This is a genomic window from Phenylobacterium sp. (genome assembly GCF_035309685.1).
Classification (GTDB): Bacteria; Pseudomonadota; Alphaproteobacteria; order Caulobacterales; family Caulobacteraceae; genus Phenylobacterium.
The window spans coordinates 49,195-63,931 of sequence record NZ_DATGEX010000014.1; the positions used below are offsets into that span (position 1 = coordinate 49,195).

General features: G+C 69.4%; 15 protein-coding genes. 11 read left to right on the forward strand and 4 right to left on the reverse strand.

The genetic code is table 11. From position 1 onward, the window contains the following. Positions 1 to 78: 78 nt before the first annotated feature. From modA to modC, 3 genes are read left to right on the forward strand one after another with little or no spacing between them, the layout of a single operon-like run. Positions 79 to 840, forward strand: coding sequence for a molybdate ABC transporter substrate-binding protein (modA, locus tag VKQ35_RS03485; protein WP_324358663.1), 762 nt, complete (start codon positions 79 to 81; stop codon positions 838 to 840). Positions 841 to 862: 22 nt separating this feature from the next. Then, positions 863 to 1,528, forward strand: coding sequence for a molybdate ABC transporter permease subunit (gene modB, locus VKQ35_RS03490; protein ID WP_324358664.1), 666 nt, complete (start codon positions 863 to 865; stop codon positions 1,526 to 1,528). After that, positions 1,525 to 2,259, forward strand: a complete 735-nt coding sequence (modC, locus tag VKQ35_RS03495; protein WP_324358665.1) for a molybdenum ABC transporter ATP-binding protein — start codon at positions 1,525 to 1,527, stop codon at positions 2,257 to 2,259. Before modB ends, modC begins: the two co-directional genes overlap by 4 nt. Here the strand turns inward: modC and VKQ35_RS03500 are convergent. Continuing rightward, complete coding sequence (locus VKQ35_RS03500; protein WP_324358666.1) at positions 2,231 to 3,628, reverse strand: peptide MFS transporter; 1,398 nt, start codon at positions 3,626 to 3,628, stop codon at positions 2,231 to 2,233. The genes modC and VKQ35_RS03500 overlap by 29 nt on opposite strands. 93 nt (positions 3,629 to 3,721) lie before the next feature. Between VKQ35_RS03500 and VKQ35_RS03505 the strand changes: the two genes are divergently transcribed. The 5 genes from VKQ35_RS03505 to VKQ35_RS03525 are packed head-to-tail and all read left to right on the forward strand — an operon-like array spanning position 3,722 to position 8,283. Beyond that, complete coding sequence (locus tag VKQ35_RS03505; RefSeq protein ID WP_324358667.1) at positions 3,722 to 4,171, forward strand: iron-sulfur cluster assembly scaffold protein; 450 nt, start codon at positions 3,722 to 3,724, stop codon at positions 4,169 to 4,171. A gap of 54 nt (positions 4,172 to 4,225) precedes the next feature. Beyond that, a complete protein-coding gene (gene yidD / locus VKQ35_RS03510) occupies positions 4,226 to 4,510 on the forward strand; it encodes a membrane protein insertion efficiency factor YidD (RefSeq protein ID WP_324358668.1) in 285 nt (94 codons plus the stop codon). Then, the gene (gene thrS / locus VKQ35_RS03515; protein ID WP_324358669.1) at positions 4,507 to 6,489 is read left to right on the forward strand and encodes a threonine--tRNA ligase; all 1,983 of its coding nucleotides are present in this window, start codon (positions 4,507 to 4,509) and stop codon (positions 6,487 to 6,489) included. The genes yidD and thrS overlap by 4 nt, the downstream gene beginning before the upstream one ends. After that, positions 6,486 to 7,433, forward strand: coding sequence for a glycosyltransferase family 2 protein (locus VKQ35_RS03520; protein WP_324358670.1), 948 nt, complete (start codon positions 6,486 to 6,488; stop codon positions 7,431 to 7,433). Before thrS ends, VKQ35_RS03520 begins: the two co-directional genes overlap by 4 nt. Before the next feature lie 22 nt (positions 7,434 to 7,455). After that, positions 7,456 to 8,283 carry a class I SAM-dependent methyltransferase gene (locus VKQ35_RS03525; RefSeq protein WP_324358671.1) on the forward strand — a complete coding sequence of 276 codons (828 nt, stop codon included), beginning with the start codon at positions 7,456 to 7,458 and terminating at the stop codon, positions 8,281 to 8,283. On the opposite strand, the gene VKQ35_RS03530 is transcribed toward VKQ35_RS03525, so the two are convergent. Together VKQ35_RS03530 and VKQ35_RS03535 are read right to left on the reverse strand one after the other, a co-directional pair. Then, positions 8,280 to 9,194 (reverse strand): hydroxymethylglutaryl-CoA lyase, encoded by a 915-nt coding sequence (locus VKQ35_RS03530; RefSeq protein WP_324358672.1) that lies wholly within the window; start codon positions 9,192 to 9,194, stop codon positions 8,280 to 8,282. The two genes, VKQ35_RS03525 and VKQ35_RS03530, sit on opposite strands and share 4 nt — an antisense overlap. Before the next feature lie 7 nt (positions 9,195 to 9,201). After that, a complete protein-coding gene (locus tag VKQ35_RS03535) occupies positions 9,202 to 10,884 on the reverse strand; it encodes a glycosyltransferase family 39 protein (protein ID WP_324358673.1) in 1,683 nt (560 codons plus the stop codon). A gap of 56 nt (positions 10,885 to 10,940) precedes the next feature. Between VKQ35_RS03535 and VKQ35_RS03540 the strand changes: the two genes are divergently transcribed. The 3 genes from VKQ35_RS03540 (at position 10,941) to VKQ35_RS03550 (ending at position 14,429) form a co-directional block, all read left to right on the forward strand. Beyond that, on the forward strand, positions 10,941 to 11,681 hold the full coding sequence (locus VKQ35_RS03540; protein WP_324358674.1) for a glycosyltransferase: 741 nt from the start codon (positions 10,941 to 10,943) through the stop codon (positions 11,679 to 11,681). A gap of 462 nt (positions 11,682 to 12,143) precedes the next feature. After that, entirely contained in the window at positions 12,144 to 12,470 is a 327-nt protein-coding gene (locus VKQ35_RS03545; RefSeq protein WP_324358675.1) for a helix-turn-helix transcriptional regulator, read from the forward strand. Positions 12,471 to 12,740: 270 nt separating this feature from the next. Further along, positions 12,741 to 14,429: a beta-propeller domain-containing protein gene (locus VKQ35_RS03550; RefSeq protein ID WP_324358676.1), complete on the forward strand. Its 1,689-nt coding sequence runs from the start codon at positions 12,741 to 12,743 to the stop codon at positions 14,427 to 14,429. A gap of 13 nt (positions 14,430 to 14,442) precedes the next feature. On the opposite strand, the gene VKQ35_RS03555 is transcribed toward VKQ35_RS03550, so the two are convergent. Further along, the gene (locus VKQ35_RS03555) at positions 14,443 to 14,688 is read right to left on the reverse strand and encodes a hypothetical protein (RefSeq protein ID WP_324358677.1); all 246 of its coding nucleotides are present in this window, start codon (positions 14,686 to 14,688) and stop codon (positions 14,443 to 14,445) included. Positions 14,689 to 14,737 lie beyond the last annotated feature (49 nt).

The window sequence follows — 14,737 nt, forward strand, 5'->3', positions numbered from 1 at the left end:
GTGGCGTGCCGATCGCTTGACGCGTATCGTCAGGGGGCGAAATCGCAGTTCGCCACCTGACCTTGAGCGGAGGCCGCCATGATCACCCGACGCCTTCAGATGTTCGTGCTGTTGGCGGTCGGCTCGGTCGTGGCGTTCGGCGCCTCCGCCACGCGCGCCGCCGACACCCAGGTCGCGGTGGCGGCCAATTTCACCGAGCCGGCCAAGGAGATCGCGGCGGCCTTCAAGGCCTCTACCGGCAACACCGCGGTCTTGAGCTTCGGCTCGTCGGGCCAGTTCTACGCCCAGATGTCGCATGGGGCGCCCTATGAGGTGTTCCTCTCCGCCGACGCCGACCGCCCCGCCGCCGCCGAGAAAGAGGGTCTGGGCGTGGCGGGCGCCCGCTTCACCTACGCGGTCGGCCGCCTGGTGCTCTATTCCAGGACGCCGGGCCTGGTCGACGGGGCCGGCGCGGTCCTGAAGGGCGGCAAGTTCGCCAAGCTCTCCATCGCCGACCCGGCCGCCGCGCCCTATGGGACCGCCGCGGTCCAGACCATGACCAAGCTTGGGGTCTATGCGGCCCTGAAGCCGAAGATCGTCCAGGGCTCGTCGATCACCCAGGCCTATCAGTTCGTCGACACCGGTGCCGCCGAGCTCGGCTTCGTGGCGCTCTCGCAGGTGATCAACGTCGCCGGCGGCTCGCGCTGGATCGTGCCCGCCGCCGACCACGCGCCCATCGATCAACAGGCCATCCTGTTGAAGACCGGCCAGGACAACGCCGCGGCCAAGGCCTTCCTCGCCTTCCTGAAAAGCCCGCAGGCGGTGGCGATCATCAGGAAGTACGGCTACGAGGTTCGCTAGCACCAACGGGGGCGGACAATAGGTGGCCGAGGTCGTCTGGACGACGCTGAGACTGGCGGGCCTGACGACGGTCCTGTTGCTCATTCTCGCAACCCCTATCGCCTGGTGGCTGGCGCGCCGCCGCGCCTGGTGGAAGGAGATCGTGGCCGCGGTCACGACGCTGCCGATCATCCTGCCGCCGTCGGTGCTGGGCTTCTACCTGCTGATCGCCATCGCCCCGCAGAGCCCCTTGATGACGCCGCTGCATGGGTTCGGAATCCGTACCCTGGCCTTCACCTTCCAGGGTCTGGTGATCGGTTCCATGGTCTACTCGCTGCCCTTCGCGGTGCAGCCGATCCGAGGCGCCTTCGAAGCCATGGGGCCGCGACCCATGGAGGTCGCAGCCACCCTCCGCGCGTCGCCGCTCGACGCCTTCTTCACCGTCGCCCTGCCGCTCTGCCGGCGCGGCTTCCTGACCGCGGCCATCCTGGTCTTCGCCCACACCATCGGCGAGTTCGGGGTGGTGCTGATGATCGGCGGCGCCATCCCGGGCAAGACCGAGGTGATCTCGGTGCGCATCTACCAGCTGGTCGAGAGCCTGCAGTACGGCGAGGCGCACCGTCTGGCGGCGGGCGTGGTGGCGTTCTCGTTCCTGGCCTTGCTGGGCCTGTTGCTGCTCGACGGCCGGACCGATGAGGCGGTGCGATGAGCGGCGTCGAGGGCCGGTTCGCAGGGCGCCTGGGCGGCTTTTCGCTGGATGCGGCCTTCACGCTGGAGGCCAGCGGGATCACCGCGCTCAGCGGCCCGTCCGGCTCGGGCAAGACCACGCTGCTGCGCTGCATCGCCGGGCTCACCCGGTTGACCGGCGCCCTCAGCGTCGACGGCGAGACCTGGCAGGACGCGCGCACCTTCCTGCCGACCCACCGCCGGCCGGTGGGCGTGGTGTTCCAGGAGGCGAGCCTGCTGGCCCACCTGTCGGTGCGTGGGAACCTGCTGTACGGGGCCAGGCGAACCTCGGCGAAGGCCGGCGTCGGCCTGGACGACACGGTCGATCTCCTGGGCCTCGGCGCCCTGCTGGGCCGCTCGCCGGCCAATCTCTCCGGCGGCGAACGTCAGCGGGTCGCGCTGGGCCGGGCGCTGCTCAGCCGGCCCAAACTGCTGCTGATGGACGAGCCGCTCTCCAGCCTCGACGCGGGCGCCAAGGCGGACATCCTGCCCTATCTGGAGCGCGTGCATCGGGCGCTGGCCATCCCGGCGCTCTACGTCAGTCACGACGCCGGCGAGATCGCGCGGCTGGCCGACCGGGTGATCTACATGGAAGCTGGCCGGATCGTGGCTGGCCCGGCCGCGCCAGAGCCGACGCTCGACGGTCTCGACGCGGCGGCCCGCGACCGGCTGGCGCTGGCGGCGCTCAGAGCCGGGCTTTCACCGCAGGCGTGATCCCGTAGGCCGGGCCGAAGCGCCAGCCGATCAGCAGGAGGATGACGCCGCCCAGGCCGACGATCGCCGCATGCATGGCCCAGAACTGCGACGCCGGCAGGGTTTCGTAGAGGCTGCCGAGCCGCCCCGAGGCGAAGCTGCCCAGCGTGGTGGAGAACATGTTTAGCCCAACCAGGGTCGCGACCACCGAGGTCGGCGCGGCGCGGGTGAACAGCGAGACCATGGTCGGGGTGAAGTAGAGCCAGCCCAGGTTCGAGACGAGGTGGAACATCACCGCGAACAGGATGGGCGCGCGTCCGTCGGCGTCGGCGGCGAGGCCGGCGGCCGCCAGCCAGAGCGTGCCTGCGCCGAAGATGAAGCAGCCGATGGCGGCCTTGGCGAACTGGCCGGGCTCGCGGCCGCGCGCCGCCTGCCAGCGCCAGAACATCAGCATCGGCGGCAGGCAGATGAACGGCGACAGGCCGTCGATGGCCTGAAACCAGGGGACCGGCACGGTGAAGCTGCCGATGTGCAGCTGGACGTGGTCGCGGACCCACAGGTTGTAGGTGTTCCAGACCTGCGACTGCGCGACCCAGAACAGCGCGGCGACGGGCACCAGGGCGAGGAGGGCGGCCACGCGGCGCCAATCGGCGCCGGTCAGCGGGATGCTGGGCGCCTTGGCGACGCGGGCGGGCTTGGGCGTGACAGCGACCACCTGGCTCTGCCCGGCGAGATAGACGAAGAGGCCCGCCAGCATGCCAAAGCCCGCAAAGGCGAAGCCCACGTGCCAGTTGAAGCTCTGGGCGAGGGCGCCGGTGACCACCGGAGCCACGAAGGCCCCGAGGTTGACCATGGCGTAGTAGAGCTGGAAGGCGGTGTCGCGCCGTGAGTCCTCCGGCGCGTAGAGCTCGCCCACCTGCGGCAGCAGGTTGCCGCGCAACGCGCCGGTGCCCAAGATCAACAGCAGCATGGCCAGCAGGAACGACTGATCGAAGGCCATGCAGAAGTGGCCGGCGGTCATCATCAGCGCGCCGATGATCACCATGCGCTTGCGACCCAGCCACAGGTCGCCGATCAGGCCCCCGAACACCGGCGTGAACATCGCCAGGCCGACGTAGAGGCCGAACACCTGGGTCGCCAGGCCGAGCGTGGTCATGTGGCCGAAGACCGCCTCGACGACGGCGCGGAAGCCGGCGAAGCCGACGATGTTCTCGATATGGCCGGGCGTGAACAACTGGCCCACCAGGTAGAGCGTCAACAGCGCCTGCATGCCCTGGAACGAGACGCGGTCCCAGAACTCGGTCCCGGCCAGCACCGCCAGGCCGCGCGGATGGCCGAACAGGTCGCGGCCTTTCACGAGCGTGGCCTCTTCGGCTGTGGCTGCGGTCATCACGCCCCCTCAAGACCTTGACGCTAGGGCGCCCGCTGACCCTGGCAAGTGGCCATATTTGACAGTCCGCGTCCGGCCCCCGATCTAGGGGGCATGATCGACGACCTCTATTCGGCGAAACTGCTGAAGCTCGCGGCGAACCTGCCACGCAGCGGACGGCTGGCCGCGCCCGACGCCAGCGTCGAGAAGATCGCCAAGCTGTGCGGCAGCCGGGTGGTGGTGGATGTGGTCGTGGACGGCGACCAGGTGGCCGATTTCGCCCAGGACGTGAAGGCCTGCGCGCTCGGCCAGGCGGCGGCTTCGGTGCTCGGCGCACAGGTGATCGGGGCCAGCCTCGCCGAGCTTGAATTGGCGCGTAACCAGTTTCGGGCTATGTTGAAGGAGGGCGCAACCGCGCCCGATGGACGTTTTTCGGATCTGGCCATGCTCGCCCCGGTGAAGGACTACCCGGCCCGCCATGCCTCGACGCTACTCGCGTTCGAGGCCGTGACCGAGGCTGTGCGCACCGCGACGACCCGAACTAGCCCCGCCGGCGCAGCTTGATCCTCCGCTAGTGGCAGCGTAATCGCTGCCCGACTGCGGAAGACCTTAGCCGGCATGAACCTCTACGAACGCTGCGTCAGGGGCGCCCTTCGCGCCTACAAGCTGACGCTCTCGCCGCTGATCGGGCGGCAATGCCGGTTCCTTCCGACCTGTTCGGAATATGCGGCAGACGCCCTGATCGGCCATGGCCCGTGGCGCGGGGGAGCCCTCGCTGTCCGCAGGCTGTGCCGTTGTCATCCCTGGGGCGGTGGATCGGGCTTCGACCCGGTTCCGCCCCCGCGCAAGACGCCCCCAAAGGACTCTGGGGCCGATGCGCGCAAGTGGACCTGTGAAACATGATCGACCTGATTTTCCCCGACGGCTCCAAACGCCAGTACGACGACGGCGCGACGGGCAGGGCGGTGGCGGCCTCCATCGCGCCGTCGCTGGCCAAGCGCGCCGCGCTCATCAAGCTGGACGGCGAACTCTATGACGTGGACCGCCCCCTGCCCCGCGGCGGTCATTTCGAGATCCTGACGCGCGACGCCCGCGAAAGCCTGGAGACCCTGCGCCACGACGCCAGCCACATCATGGCCGAAGCCGTGCAGGAGCTCTTCCCCGGCACGCAAGTCACCATCGGCCCCTCGATCGAGGACGGCTTCTACTACGACTTCGCCCGCGCCGAGCCGTTCAGCCTGGACGACCTCAGCGCGATCGAACAGCGCATGAAGGAGATCGTCGACCGCGACGAGGCCATCAGCCGCGAGGTCTGGTCGCGCGACGAGGCGATCAGTCACTTCAAGTCAATCGGCGAGGCCTACAAGGCCGAGATCATCGAAGGCATCCCGGCCGGCGAGGATGTCAGCGTCTATCGCCAGGGGAACTGGAAGGACCTTTGCCGCGGCCCGCATTTCCCCTCGACGAAGTTCGTGGGCAAGGCGTTCAAGCTGACCAAGCTCGCCGGGGCCTATTGGCGGGGCGACCACCGCAACCCGATGCTGCAGCGGATCTACGGCACGGCCTGGGCCTCGGAAGAGGACCTGGCGGCCTACCTGCACCGCATCGAAGAGGCCGAGAAGCGCGACCACCGCAAGATCGCCAAGGCCATGGACCTCTTCCACCTGCAGGAAGAGGCCAAGGGGATGATCTTCTGGCACCCCAAGGGCTGGACGCTCTACCGCACGGTGGAGGCCTACATGCGCCGCCGCCTGGACGCCGACGGCTATGTGGAGGTCAAGGCGCCCCAGATCATGGACCGGGTGCTTTGGGAGAAGTCCGGGCACTGGGAGAAGTTCGGCAAGAACATGTTCACCTGCGAGACGGAGGAGGGCGAGGTCCTGGCCGTCAAGCCGATGAACTGCCCGGGCCACGTGCAGATCTTCAACCACGGCCAGAAGTCCTACCGCGACCTGCCGCTGCGCATGGCCGAGTTCGGCGCCTGCCACCGCTATGAGCCCTCGGGCGCGCTGCACGGCATCTTCCGCGTGCGGGCCTTCACCCAGGACGACGCGCACATCTTCTGCCGCGAGGACCAGATCGAGGAGGAGTCGACGAAGTTCGTGCGCCTGCTGGAGAGCGTCTACCGCGACTGCGGCCTGGAGCTGCACGCGGTGAAACTCGCGCTGCGGCCGGAGCTTCGATTCGGCACGGACGAGGTCTGGGATATCGCCGAGCAGAAGCTGGAGCGCGCGGCCAAAAACGCCGGGATCGCCGAGATCGAACTGTTGCCGGGCGAGGGCGCCTTCTATGGCCCCAAACTGGAGTTCCACCTGCGCGACGCCATCGGCCGCACCTGGCAGTGCGGCACGCTGCAGCTCGACTATGTGCTGCCCGAGCGCCTGGACGCCGAATATGTCGGAGAGGATGGCGAGAAGCACCGCCCGGTCATGCTGCACCGGGCGATCTGCGGCTCGATGGAGCGGTTCCTGGGCGTGATGATCGAAAGCTATGCCGGGGCGTTCCCCCTCTGGTTGGCTCCCGTTCAGGTTACGATCGCCACAATCACGTCCGACGCCGACGACTTCGCCCATAAGGCGGCCGCGGCGCTGAGGGCCAAGGGGCTGCGTGTGGAACTCGACCTGCGCAACGAGAAGATCAATCTGAAGATCCGCGAGCACAGCCTCGCCAAGGTGCCGGTGATCGCCGTCGTCGGCCGCCGCGAGGCGGAAGAGGGCAAGGTGGCGCTGCGCCGGCTGGGCTCCGACGGGCAGCAGATTCTCGAACTCTCGGCAGCGGCGAACCTGCTTGCCACGCAAGCCAGTCCGCCCGATGCTGATTCGCAGGCTGGGGCGGCTGAATCGCAGCCCTCCGGCGCGCCCGGCGCCTTGGAGGCTGGATGAACGGCATCGCCGCCCCGATCGTCGCCGTAGAGCCTGCGCCGACCCCGGATTTCCCCGGCTTCAAGGCCGGGCGGCGCAGTGTCTCAGTCGTCATGGTCGTGTTCATGACCGGCGCCGCGCTGCAGGAGAGCATCGAGCGGGTCCTGGGTGATCCGCTGGTGGACGAATTGGTGATCGTCGACAACGGTTCGACCGGCGAAGACGGCGCGCGGCTGAAGGGCCTGGCGGACCGCGACCGTCGGGTGGCGCTCTTGAGCGGCCATGGCAACATCGGCTTCGCCCGGGGCGCCAACCTGGGCGCGCGGACCGCCAAGGGCGATATCCTGGTGTTCCTCAACCCCGACGCGTTCCTGAGGCCGCGCTGCATAGCCGAGCTGGCCCGCGAGATCGCCGAGCGGCCGGCGCCCTGCATCGTCGGCGGCCGGGTGCTGAACGCCGACCTCACCGAACAGCGGGGCGCGCGACGCGGCGACATCACGCTGGTCAATGCGCTGCTGTCGCTCAGCCGGCTGGCCGAGATGGCGCCTGCCTGGCGGCGTCACGAGGTGCATTGGGAGGGCCAGCCCCTGCCGGACGGCCCGACCCCGGTGCCGACCATCTCGGGCGCCTGTTTCTGCATGCGCCGCGAGGATTTCGACGCGGTCGGCGGCTTCGACGAGAAGTATTTCCTGCACGTGGAGGACGTCGACCTCTGCTGGCGCGTGCGGCGCGCCGGCGGCGAGGTGCTGTTCCATCCCAAGGCCGAGGTGATCCATCTGGGCCACACCAGCCTCACCAGCCCGATTAGGGTCGAGTTCCACAAGGGCGTGGGCCTGGCCCGTTACTTCCGCAAGCGCGCGGTGGGCGTGGGCCAGCATCTGACCGCCTGGCTGATGTCGCCGATCGTGGTTGGGGCGGCGATCGTGCGGCCGGTGATGTGGCGCTTCCGCGGACGCGCCGGCTAGAGACCTTTCGCGGAGGATGATCATGGCTCCGCGGTTCCTGCGACGATGGGCAGGCGCCGCGCCGGCGGGCGTGCGCCGGGCCCTGGCCGGAGCTCTCCTCGACCTCAAGAGCCTGCCCGCGCGCCTCCGCGATCCCAGTCGCCGCGCCGAGCCCTGGGCCTTCATCCACAATGTCGGCGACGGAGATTTCGTGGCCGTCGGCGCGCAGCTGCTGCGCAACCTCAAGGACCACGCCGGCCTGGCGCCCGGCGACCGGGTGCTGGACATCGGCTGCGGCAACGGCCGGGTCGCCGAACAGCTCGCGCCCTTCCTGAAGGACGGCGGGTCTTACGCGGGGTTCGACATCTCGAAAGCCGGAATCCAGGCCTGCCGCCGCCGGTTCCAGGCCCGACCGCATATGCGCTTCGAGCACCTGGACGTCTGGAACGGCGAATACAACGAGACCGGCAAGGTCGCGGAGGCGGACACGGTGTTCCCGGCGGCGGACGGAACGATCGACCTGGCGTTCGCGACTTCGGTCTTCACCCACATGCGGATGCCGGCGGTCAGGCGCTATCTGGCGGAGAGCGCGCGGGTGTTGAGGCCCGGCGGGCGGCTGGCCTTCACCGCTTTCGCGCTGGAGCCTGAGCGCAAGAGCTCCGAGATCTTCGACTTCAAACCCTTCGACGAAACCTCGCTGATCATCGACGCGCGCTATCCCGAGCGCGCCATTGGCCACTGGCGCGCGGCGCTGGAGGCGGCGATCGGCGAGGCGGGGCTGACGGTCGCGGGCCGATGGAACGGCGCCTGGGCGCCGCCAGCGCAATATGACGGCGGCCAGGACCTCTATGTGGCGGTGAAGCCGGCCTAGGCGACAGGGGCGGGCAGCGGGAAGACGCCCGCCCGGCTGACCGAGGCGGCGGGCGGCTTGCCGAGGATGCCGGCCATCCACTTGGCCGTGCCGATCAGGCCGTCGAGGTCGTAGCCCGTCTCGAACCCAGCGCGCTCCAGCATGTAGACCAGGTCCTCGGTGCCGATGTTGCCGGTGGCGTCGGGCGCGAAGGGGCAGCCGCCGAGGCCGCCGCAGCTGGCGTCCAGCACGTCGACGCCCGCCTCGACGGAGGCATAGGCGTTGGCGAGGCCGGTGTTGCGGGTGTCGTGGAAGTGCATGCGCAGCGGCACGCCGGGCGCGGCGGTTTTGGCGGCCTCGACGCGTTTGCGCACCAGCCAGGGGTCGGCGACGCCGATGGTGTCGGCGAGTGCGATCTCGGCCACCCCGGCCTGCGCGGCCGCGCGGACGATGCGCATGACCTGCTCCTCCGAGACCTCGCCGTCGAACGGGCAGCCGAAGGCCACCGAGATGGTCACCGTGATCGGCGGGCCGCCCTCGGCCTTCTGACGCGCGGCGATGGCCTGCATGGCCGCGGTCTGTTCGGCGGCGCTGGCGCCCTGGTTGCGGATGCCGAAGCCGTCGGTGGCGCAGACCACCACATTGGCCTCATCGCAGCCGGCGGCGACGCAGCGGTCCCAGCCGCGCTCGTTCAGGACGAGGCCGATGCGCGAACGGCCGCTCGTGCGGGGCAGCGCCTCGCTGATCTCCTCGGCGCCGGCCATCTGCGGCACGCGCTTGGGATTGACGAAGGAGACAGTCTCGATGCGCCGCGCGCCGGCGGTCTCCAGCCGATGGATGAACTCCAGCTTCTGGTCGACCTCCAGCAGGGCCTTTTCGTTCTGCAGCCCGTCGCGGGGGCCGACTTCGACGACTTCGATTCTGCGGGTCATGGACGGCTCACTGATCAGGGGCCTGGGGCGAACCGGGCGCCGCCTCGTAGATGTTCAGCGTCATCTTCTTGCCGTCCGAATAGTCGAGGCCTTTCACGGTCCCCACCAGATGGGTTCGCGCATGGTAGACCGCCAGGGCCGTCTCGAAGGCGGCTTCCTGGCGCGTCTCGACGACGGCGGGGCGGTGCTCGTAGATCGCCTGGGCGGCGTCCTCGGGGCCGGCGAGTTCGGTCGGCGTGCCGAGCGCGAAGACCAGGCTCGGCTCGGCGTAGCCGGCGACGGTGACCGGCGCGTCGGCGATGCCCTGCTCGGGCAGCAGCTGGGCCTTGGCCATCACCTTCTCGACCCGCGACGACAGCCACAGCGGATTGAGCCGGGGGGCGAGGCCGGCGGCGAGCGCGGCGTGGCCGGCGAGGCCCAGGCCGACCGCGGCGACCACCGCCTGCGCCGGCGCCTTGCGGACCAGCAGGTAGCCGCCGCCCAGCCCCGCGGCGGCCAGCAGGAGCGCGGCGGGAATCGCGAAGGTGAGGTCGCTGGCGTCGCCATAGGCCTTGACCAGGTAGAAGGTCCCGCCGGCCAGGGCGACGCCGAAGAAGGCGGTTAGGGCCGCGCCCGTCCAGCGGGTCTTGCCGCCGATGGGCTGCAACAGCGCCGCCGCCGCCAGCCAGGCGACCGCGCCATAGGCCGGAAGCGTGTAGTGGACGAGCTTGGTCGGCAACGCCTCGAACACCAGCCAGGTGGGGACCAGCCAGGCGATGGCGAAGCGCACGCCCGGCTCGCGCCAACGCTTCCAGGCGGTGACTGCGGCGGCCGGCAGCATCAGCGTCATCGGGAACATCAGGATCGGCGAGAGCAGGGCGTGGTAGCCGGGCGGCGCGCCGTGGGTCTCCTGGCCGCCGGCCAGCTTCGGCGCCAGGTCGCCGCCCAGCGCCGCGCTCCAGAACCCGCCATCGGTGGCCACCGTCACCGCCCAGGCCCAGGGCCCGCAGACCGCGACCAGGATGATCACACCCCAGATCCAATTCAGCCGCCCCAGCCAGGCCGCCTTGCGGTCCATCAGGCAGAGCACCGCGATGGTCAGCGCCGCGACCATCGGCGCGACCGGGCCCTTGTCCAGCGTACCCACCGAAAGGCCGATCCAGAACAACAGCCAGGCGCGCCGTCCCGCCGGCGGTCCATCGCGCGCCTCGGCGTAGAGGCGGGCCAGCGCCGCCAGCGCCAGCGTGGTGGTCCCGCAGAGCACCGCGTCGGTCTTGGCGATCAGAGCTTCGGTCGACAGCAGGAAGGTCGTCCCCAGCATGGCGCCGGCCAGCAGGCCCGCGCCGGGCCCGAAGAAGGCCGCCGCGCCCCAGGCGCAGGCCGCCGCCGCCAGCATGGCGCCTAGCAGGCTTGGGATGCGGTAGGCCCAGATCTCCCGGTCCTCCGGGTTGGAGAACAGCGAGACGCTGGCCGCCTGCAGCCAGTGGATGCCCACCGGCTTCTTGAAGCGCGGCGCCTCCTGGTAGCGGATCACCGTGAAGTCGCGGCTCTCCAGCATCTGGGCGGTGGCCTGGGCGAAGCGGCTCTCGTCGCGGTCCAGCGGCGGCACGGCCAGCAGTCCGGGGAGACCGGCCAGGAAGGCGATCAGCGCCGCCAGCGCGGGCCCCCGCCAACCACGGCCGAACCGCGCCAAGTCTCCGTCGAGCGTCATCGCGCTGGTGATAGCACGATCCTTCCCAAGGCCAGCTTTTCCGCTATGGGGAGGCCATGGCCCGCGCTGCAGCCCCGAAAACCCCCGACATCTCCGTGGTGGTGCCCGTGTTCGACGAGGAGGGCGCGGCGCCGGCGCTGGCCCGCGAGATCGCCGCGGCCTTCAAGGGCCGCCGCCACGAGATCATCTTCGTCGACGACGCCAGCCGCGACGGCACGCGCGCAGCGCTGAAGGCGCTTACGACGGAAATTCCGCAGCTGCGCGTGCTGGCCCACGCCAAGAACTCCGGCCAGAGCCGCGCGGTGCGCACCGGCATCCTGGGCGCGCGGGGCGCGGTCATCGTCACCCTGGACGGCGACGGCCAGAACGACCCCGCCGACGGCCCCGCCCTGGTCGACGCCCTGCTGGCCGGGCCGCCGGAGCTGGCGCTGGTTGGCGGCGAGCGGGTGAAGCGCCAGGACAGCGCCGCCAAGAAGGTCGCCAGCCGCATTGGAAATGGCGTTCGAAAGCGGTTGCTCCGGGACACCGCCGACGACACCGGCTGCGGCCTGAAGGCCTTCCGCCGCGAGGCGTTCCTGCGGCTCCCCTATTTCGACCACATCCACCGCTACCTGCCGGCGCTCATGCTGCGCGAGGGCTATCGGACGGCGTTTTTGCCGGTGAACCACCGCCACCGCCAGACCGGCGCGTCGAAGTACACCAACCTCGGCCGCCTCTGGGCGTCGCTGTCGGACCTCTATGGGGTGATGTGGCTGCAGTCCCGCTCGCGCCTGCCGGGCGGCGTGGATGAGGTCTAGGGACGCCGACACGCCTCATCCCAACCCTTCCTATCGAAGGGACTAACCGCGGAGACCGCTGAGATACGCGGAGCGACCCGGCCCGGGTCACAGGCCGTTGGCCAGGCTGCAAACGCCGCCCTTCGGGCAAGGCGCCTTCTCCGCGTATCTCTGCGATCACCGCGGTTGGTCCTTTCTTCAGTGAGTTTTCTTTTGCTCATTCACGTTGAGCGAGGGTGACGAGCGTCAGCCGGACGGACCGAGCCATAGACCCCAAGGCTCGCATCTACCGTGAGATTTAAGGCGGGGAAGCGCCTGACAGCGCTCCCTGGACCTGTTTCGGAACTAGGTCAGGGCCGTCAGGATCAGGGCGACGACCGAAACGTCGATGATCCGCTGGAGAACTTGCAGCATGAGGCCCGCCCGTGGTCGAAATCCTGGACGTGGTTAAGCAAGACCCGCGCCAACCTCCGACGGGACTCCATGGCCCTCTTCTTCGACGCCGCCTGGTTCGACGAACGTCTCGCGGAGCGCGGGCTTTCGCGCGAGGCGATGGCGGCGGTGGCGGGCCTGAGCGGCGCGGACCTGGCGCTGGTCTTCAAGGATCAGAGGGAAGTCTCGGCGGCCGAGGTGGCGGTCTTTGCCGAGCTGCTGGGCGTTCCGGCGGCAGAAATCGCCGCCCATGCGGGCGTCTCGACGCCGGCTCCGGGCGGTGAAAGCGATGCGGGCGCGCGGATCGCGGCGCTGGAGCGGCGGGTGGCTGTGCTGGAGACGGCGCTCAAGCGGTCTGGACTTACGGATGTAAAATGAGATGCTGTGCTGTCAGTTGAGCGGGAGGCAGAGGTGACAGGCGCTTTCGGATTGGGTTTGGCGTTGGGCGCGCTTCTGTTTTCAATCTGCCCCGCTTCTGCGTCGGCGGCCCCTCCAACGCCGGTGACGGCCAAGGCGTCGCCGCCTCGGCTGACAGCGTTCCGGACCGATGACGAACTGCGGCGATATTTGCGTAGGCTTCAGGGGGTCGGGCCCTCCTCCCCTGTCTACGCCCCCTCACCGCCGGGCGCGGCCAACACTGTTGAAGAGATGGTGGTCGTCACGGCGGAGAAGCGGGCGCCCAGCATCACCAACAATCAGGAAGCCGGGGTCGACGAGGGCGACATCGTCAAATTGCGCGGGGATATTCTGGTGATCCTGCGACGCGGACGGCTCTTCACCGTCTCCCTCGCCAAGGGCCGGATGCAGCCGATCGCCGCCATCGATGCTCATCCGCCTGGCGTCGACGCCAGCAGCGACTGGTACGATGAGATGCTGGTCGCAGGCGACCGGGTCGCGGTGATCGGCTACAGCTATTCGCGGGGCGGAACCGAGATCAACCGCTTCCGGCTGGATGCGGCGGGCCACCTCCGCTTCGAGGACGCCTATCAGCTGAAGTCCAACGACTATTACTCGGCGCGCAACTACGCGTCGCGACTCATTGGCCACCGACTGATTTTCTACACGCCGCTCTATCTAAACTGGCGCCGCGATCCCCTGGAGGCGCTGCCGACCGAACGCCACTGGCGCGGCCAGAAGGGAGAGCTTGGCTTCAAACGCATCGCCGATCCCCGGCGCGTCTATATCCCGCCGGGTCCGGCAGGCCGCGATGAGGTCGACACCCTGCACACCGTGACGACCTGCGACCTCGCCGCGGCAGAGATGACCTGCGAAGCGACGGGTGTCTTGGGGCCCGGCTCGCGGAACTTCTATGTGTCGAACAGTTCGGTCTACCTCTGGGTGGCCAGCGACCGTCCACGACCGGGCCGACGGCCTCGAGTTGGCTCTGCCCTCTATCGCCTGCCGCTAGATGGGTCCGCGCCTTCGGCTATCGGAGTCAGGGGCGCGCCCGTCGATCAGTTCTCGTTCCGTGAGGACGCCATGCGCGGCGCGCTCAATGTCCTGGTTCGGTCGGAGGGCGGCGGCGACGCCATGTGGCGGTCGACGTTTTCAGAAGGAGCGGTGGCGCTGCTGACGATCCCCTTGGCGCAGTTGGGCGACGGGACCGGTGAACTGCCGGACACCCAGTACCGTCTGCTGCCCTCGCCGCCGGGCCACAGCTTCGAGTTCCACAACCGCTTCGTGGGGCGCTACCTGCTCTATGGCTCAAGCGCGGAGCGCAGTGTCACTTCGGGTTGGCAAGGCTTTGTCACGGCGGCGCCGGTGCGAGGCGGTGCGACGCTGCAGTTGCCGGTTTCGCATGACATTGACCGGATCGAACCCATGGGGTCCGACGCCGTGGTCATCGGCGGAGCCGGGGCCGACTTGGTGTTCAGTTCTGTCGATCTGGGGCGTGGCGCGCCGCGGATCGGCGACACCTTCACCCAGGTTCAGGCCAGCGAGGGCGAAAGCCGCAGCCATGGCTTTTTCTTCCAGCCAGACGCCGCGACGGCGGATGGAGCCTCTGGTGTCCTCGGTCTGCCGATCGCTCGGCCCGCGGCGCCGGCCTATAGCGAGCTTTTCGACACTTCGGCGGCCATGGTGTTCGTGCGCCGTCAGGATCGGAAGCTACGGCCCTTTGGCGAGATCGCGGCGAGCCGGACCGGCGCTGTCGACGACCGCTGCCAAGCCTCTTGCGTAGACTGGTACGGCAATGCTCGACCGATATTCATCGGGAAGCGGACCTTCGCCTTGTTGGGCTACGAGCTTGTGGAAGGTGCGCTGGGGACGGGCGGCGTCAAGGAAATCGGCCGGGTCAATTTCGCGCCTGCTCCAGCGAGGCCGACGACCGTCCCCTAGTCGACCAGGCCCGCTAAATCGCCGTGCGCGCCGCGCGGCCCTTGGGGGCGCGGCGGTCGTAGGCGCCGGACCATTCGGTGCGGTTGTAGCTGCCGGCGGCCCGGCCGTGGATGTCGAAGCCGGCGCGCAGGCCGCGGCGCTCGCCCATCACCTGGGCGTCGATGGCCGAGGCGCCGGCGATGCGGGGCCCGCCGGAGGAGATGGTGCGGGCCGGTCCGACCGGGACGGGCAGCAGGTTCGCGCCAGTCTCCTGCGTCAAATCGGCACGGTCTGTCTCATCCTGCGCCTTGCGGCTGCGGGAGGCGCCT

What these genes read in the sequence shown, in the direction of transcription:
- modA (WP_324358663.1), top strand. Translation starts at nt 79, where the DNA reads ATGATCACCCGACGCCTTCAGATGTTCGTGCTGTTGGCGGTCGGCTCG.
- modC (WP_324358665.1), top strand. Translation starts at nt 1,525, where the DNA reads ATGAGCGGCGTCGAGGGCCGGTTCGCAGGGCGCCTGGGCGGCTTTTCG.
- VKQ35_RS03500 (WP_324358666.1), bottom strand. Translation starts at nt 3,628, where the DNA reads ATGACCGCAGCCACAGCCGAAGAGGCCACGCTCGTGAAAGGCCGCGAC.
- VKQ35_RS03505 (WP_324358667.1), top strand. Translation starts at nt 3,722, where the DNA reads ATGATCGACGACCTCTATTCGGCGAAACTGCTGAAGCTCGCGGCGAAC.
- yidD (WP_324358668.1), top strand. Translation starts at nt 4,226, where the DNA reads ATGAACCTCTACGAACGCTGCGTCAGGGGCGCCCTTCGCGCCTACAAG.
- thrS (WP_324358669.1), top strand. Translation starts at nt 4,507, where the DNA reads ATGATCGACCTGATTTTCCCCGACGGCTCCAAACGCCAGTACGACGAC.
- VKQ35_RS03520 (WP_324358670.1), top strand. Translation starts at nt 6,486, where the DNA reads ATGAACGGCATCGCCGCCCCGATCGTCGCCGTAGAGCCTGCGCCGACC.
- VKQ35_RS03525 (WP_324358671.1), top strand. Translation starts at nt 7,456, where the DNA reads ATGGCTCCGCGGTTCCTGCGACGATGGGCAGGCGCCGCGCCGGCGGGC.
- VKQ35_RS03530 (WP_324358672.1), bottom strand. Translation starts at nt 9,194, where the DNA reads ATGACCCGCAGAATCGAAGTCGTCGAAGTCGGCCCCCGCGACGGGCTG.
- VKQ35_RS03535 (WP_324358673.1), bottom strand. Translation starts at nt 10,884, where the DNA reads ATGACGCTCGACGGAGACTTGGCGCGGTTCGGCCGTGGTTGGCGGGGG.
- VKQ35_RS03540 (WP_324358674.1), top strand. Translation starts at nt 10,941, where the DNA reads ATGGCCCGCGCTGCAGCCCCGAAAACCCCCGACATCTCCGTGGTGGTG.
- VKQ35_RS03545 (WP_324358675.1), top strand. Translation starts at nt 12,144, where the DNA reads ATGGCCCTCTTCTTCGACGCCGCCTGGTTCGACGAACGTCTCGCGGAG.
- VKQ35_RS03550 (WP_324358676.1), top strand. Translation starts at nt 12,741, where the DNA reads ATGGTGGTCGTCACGGCGGAGAAGCGGGCGCCCAGCATCACCAACAAT.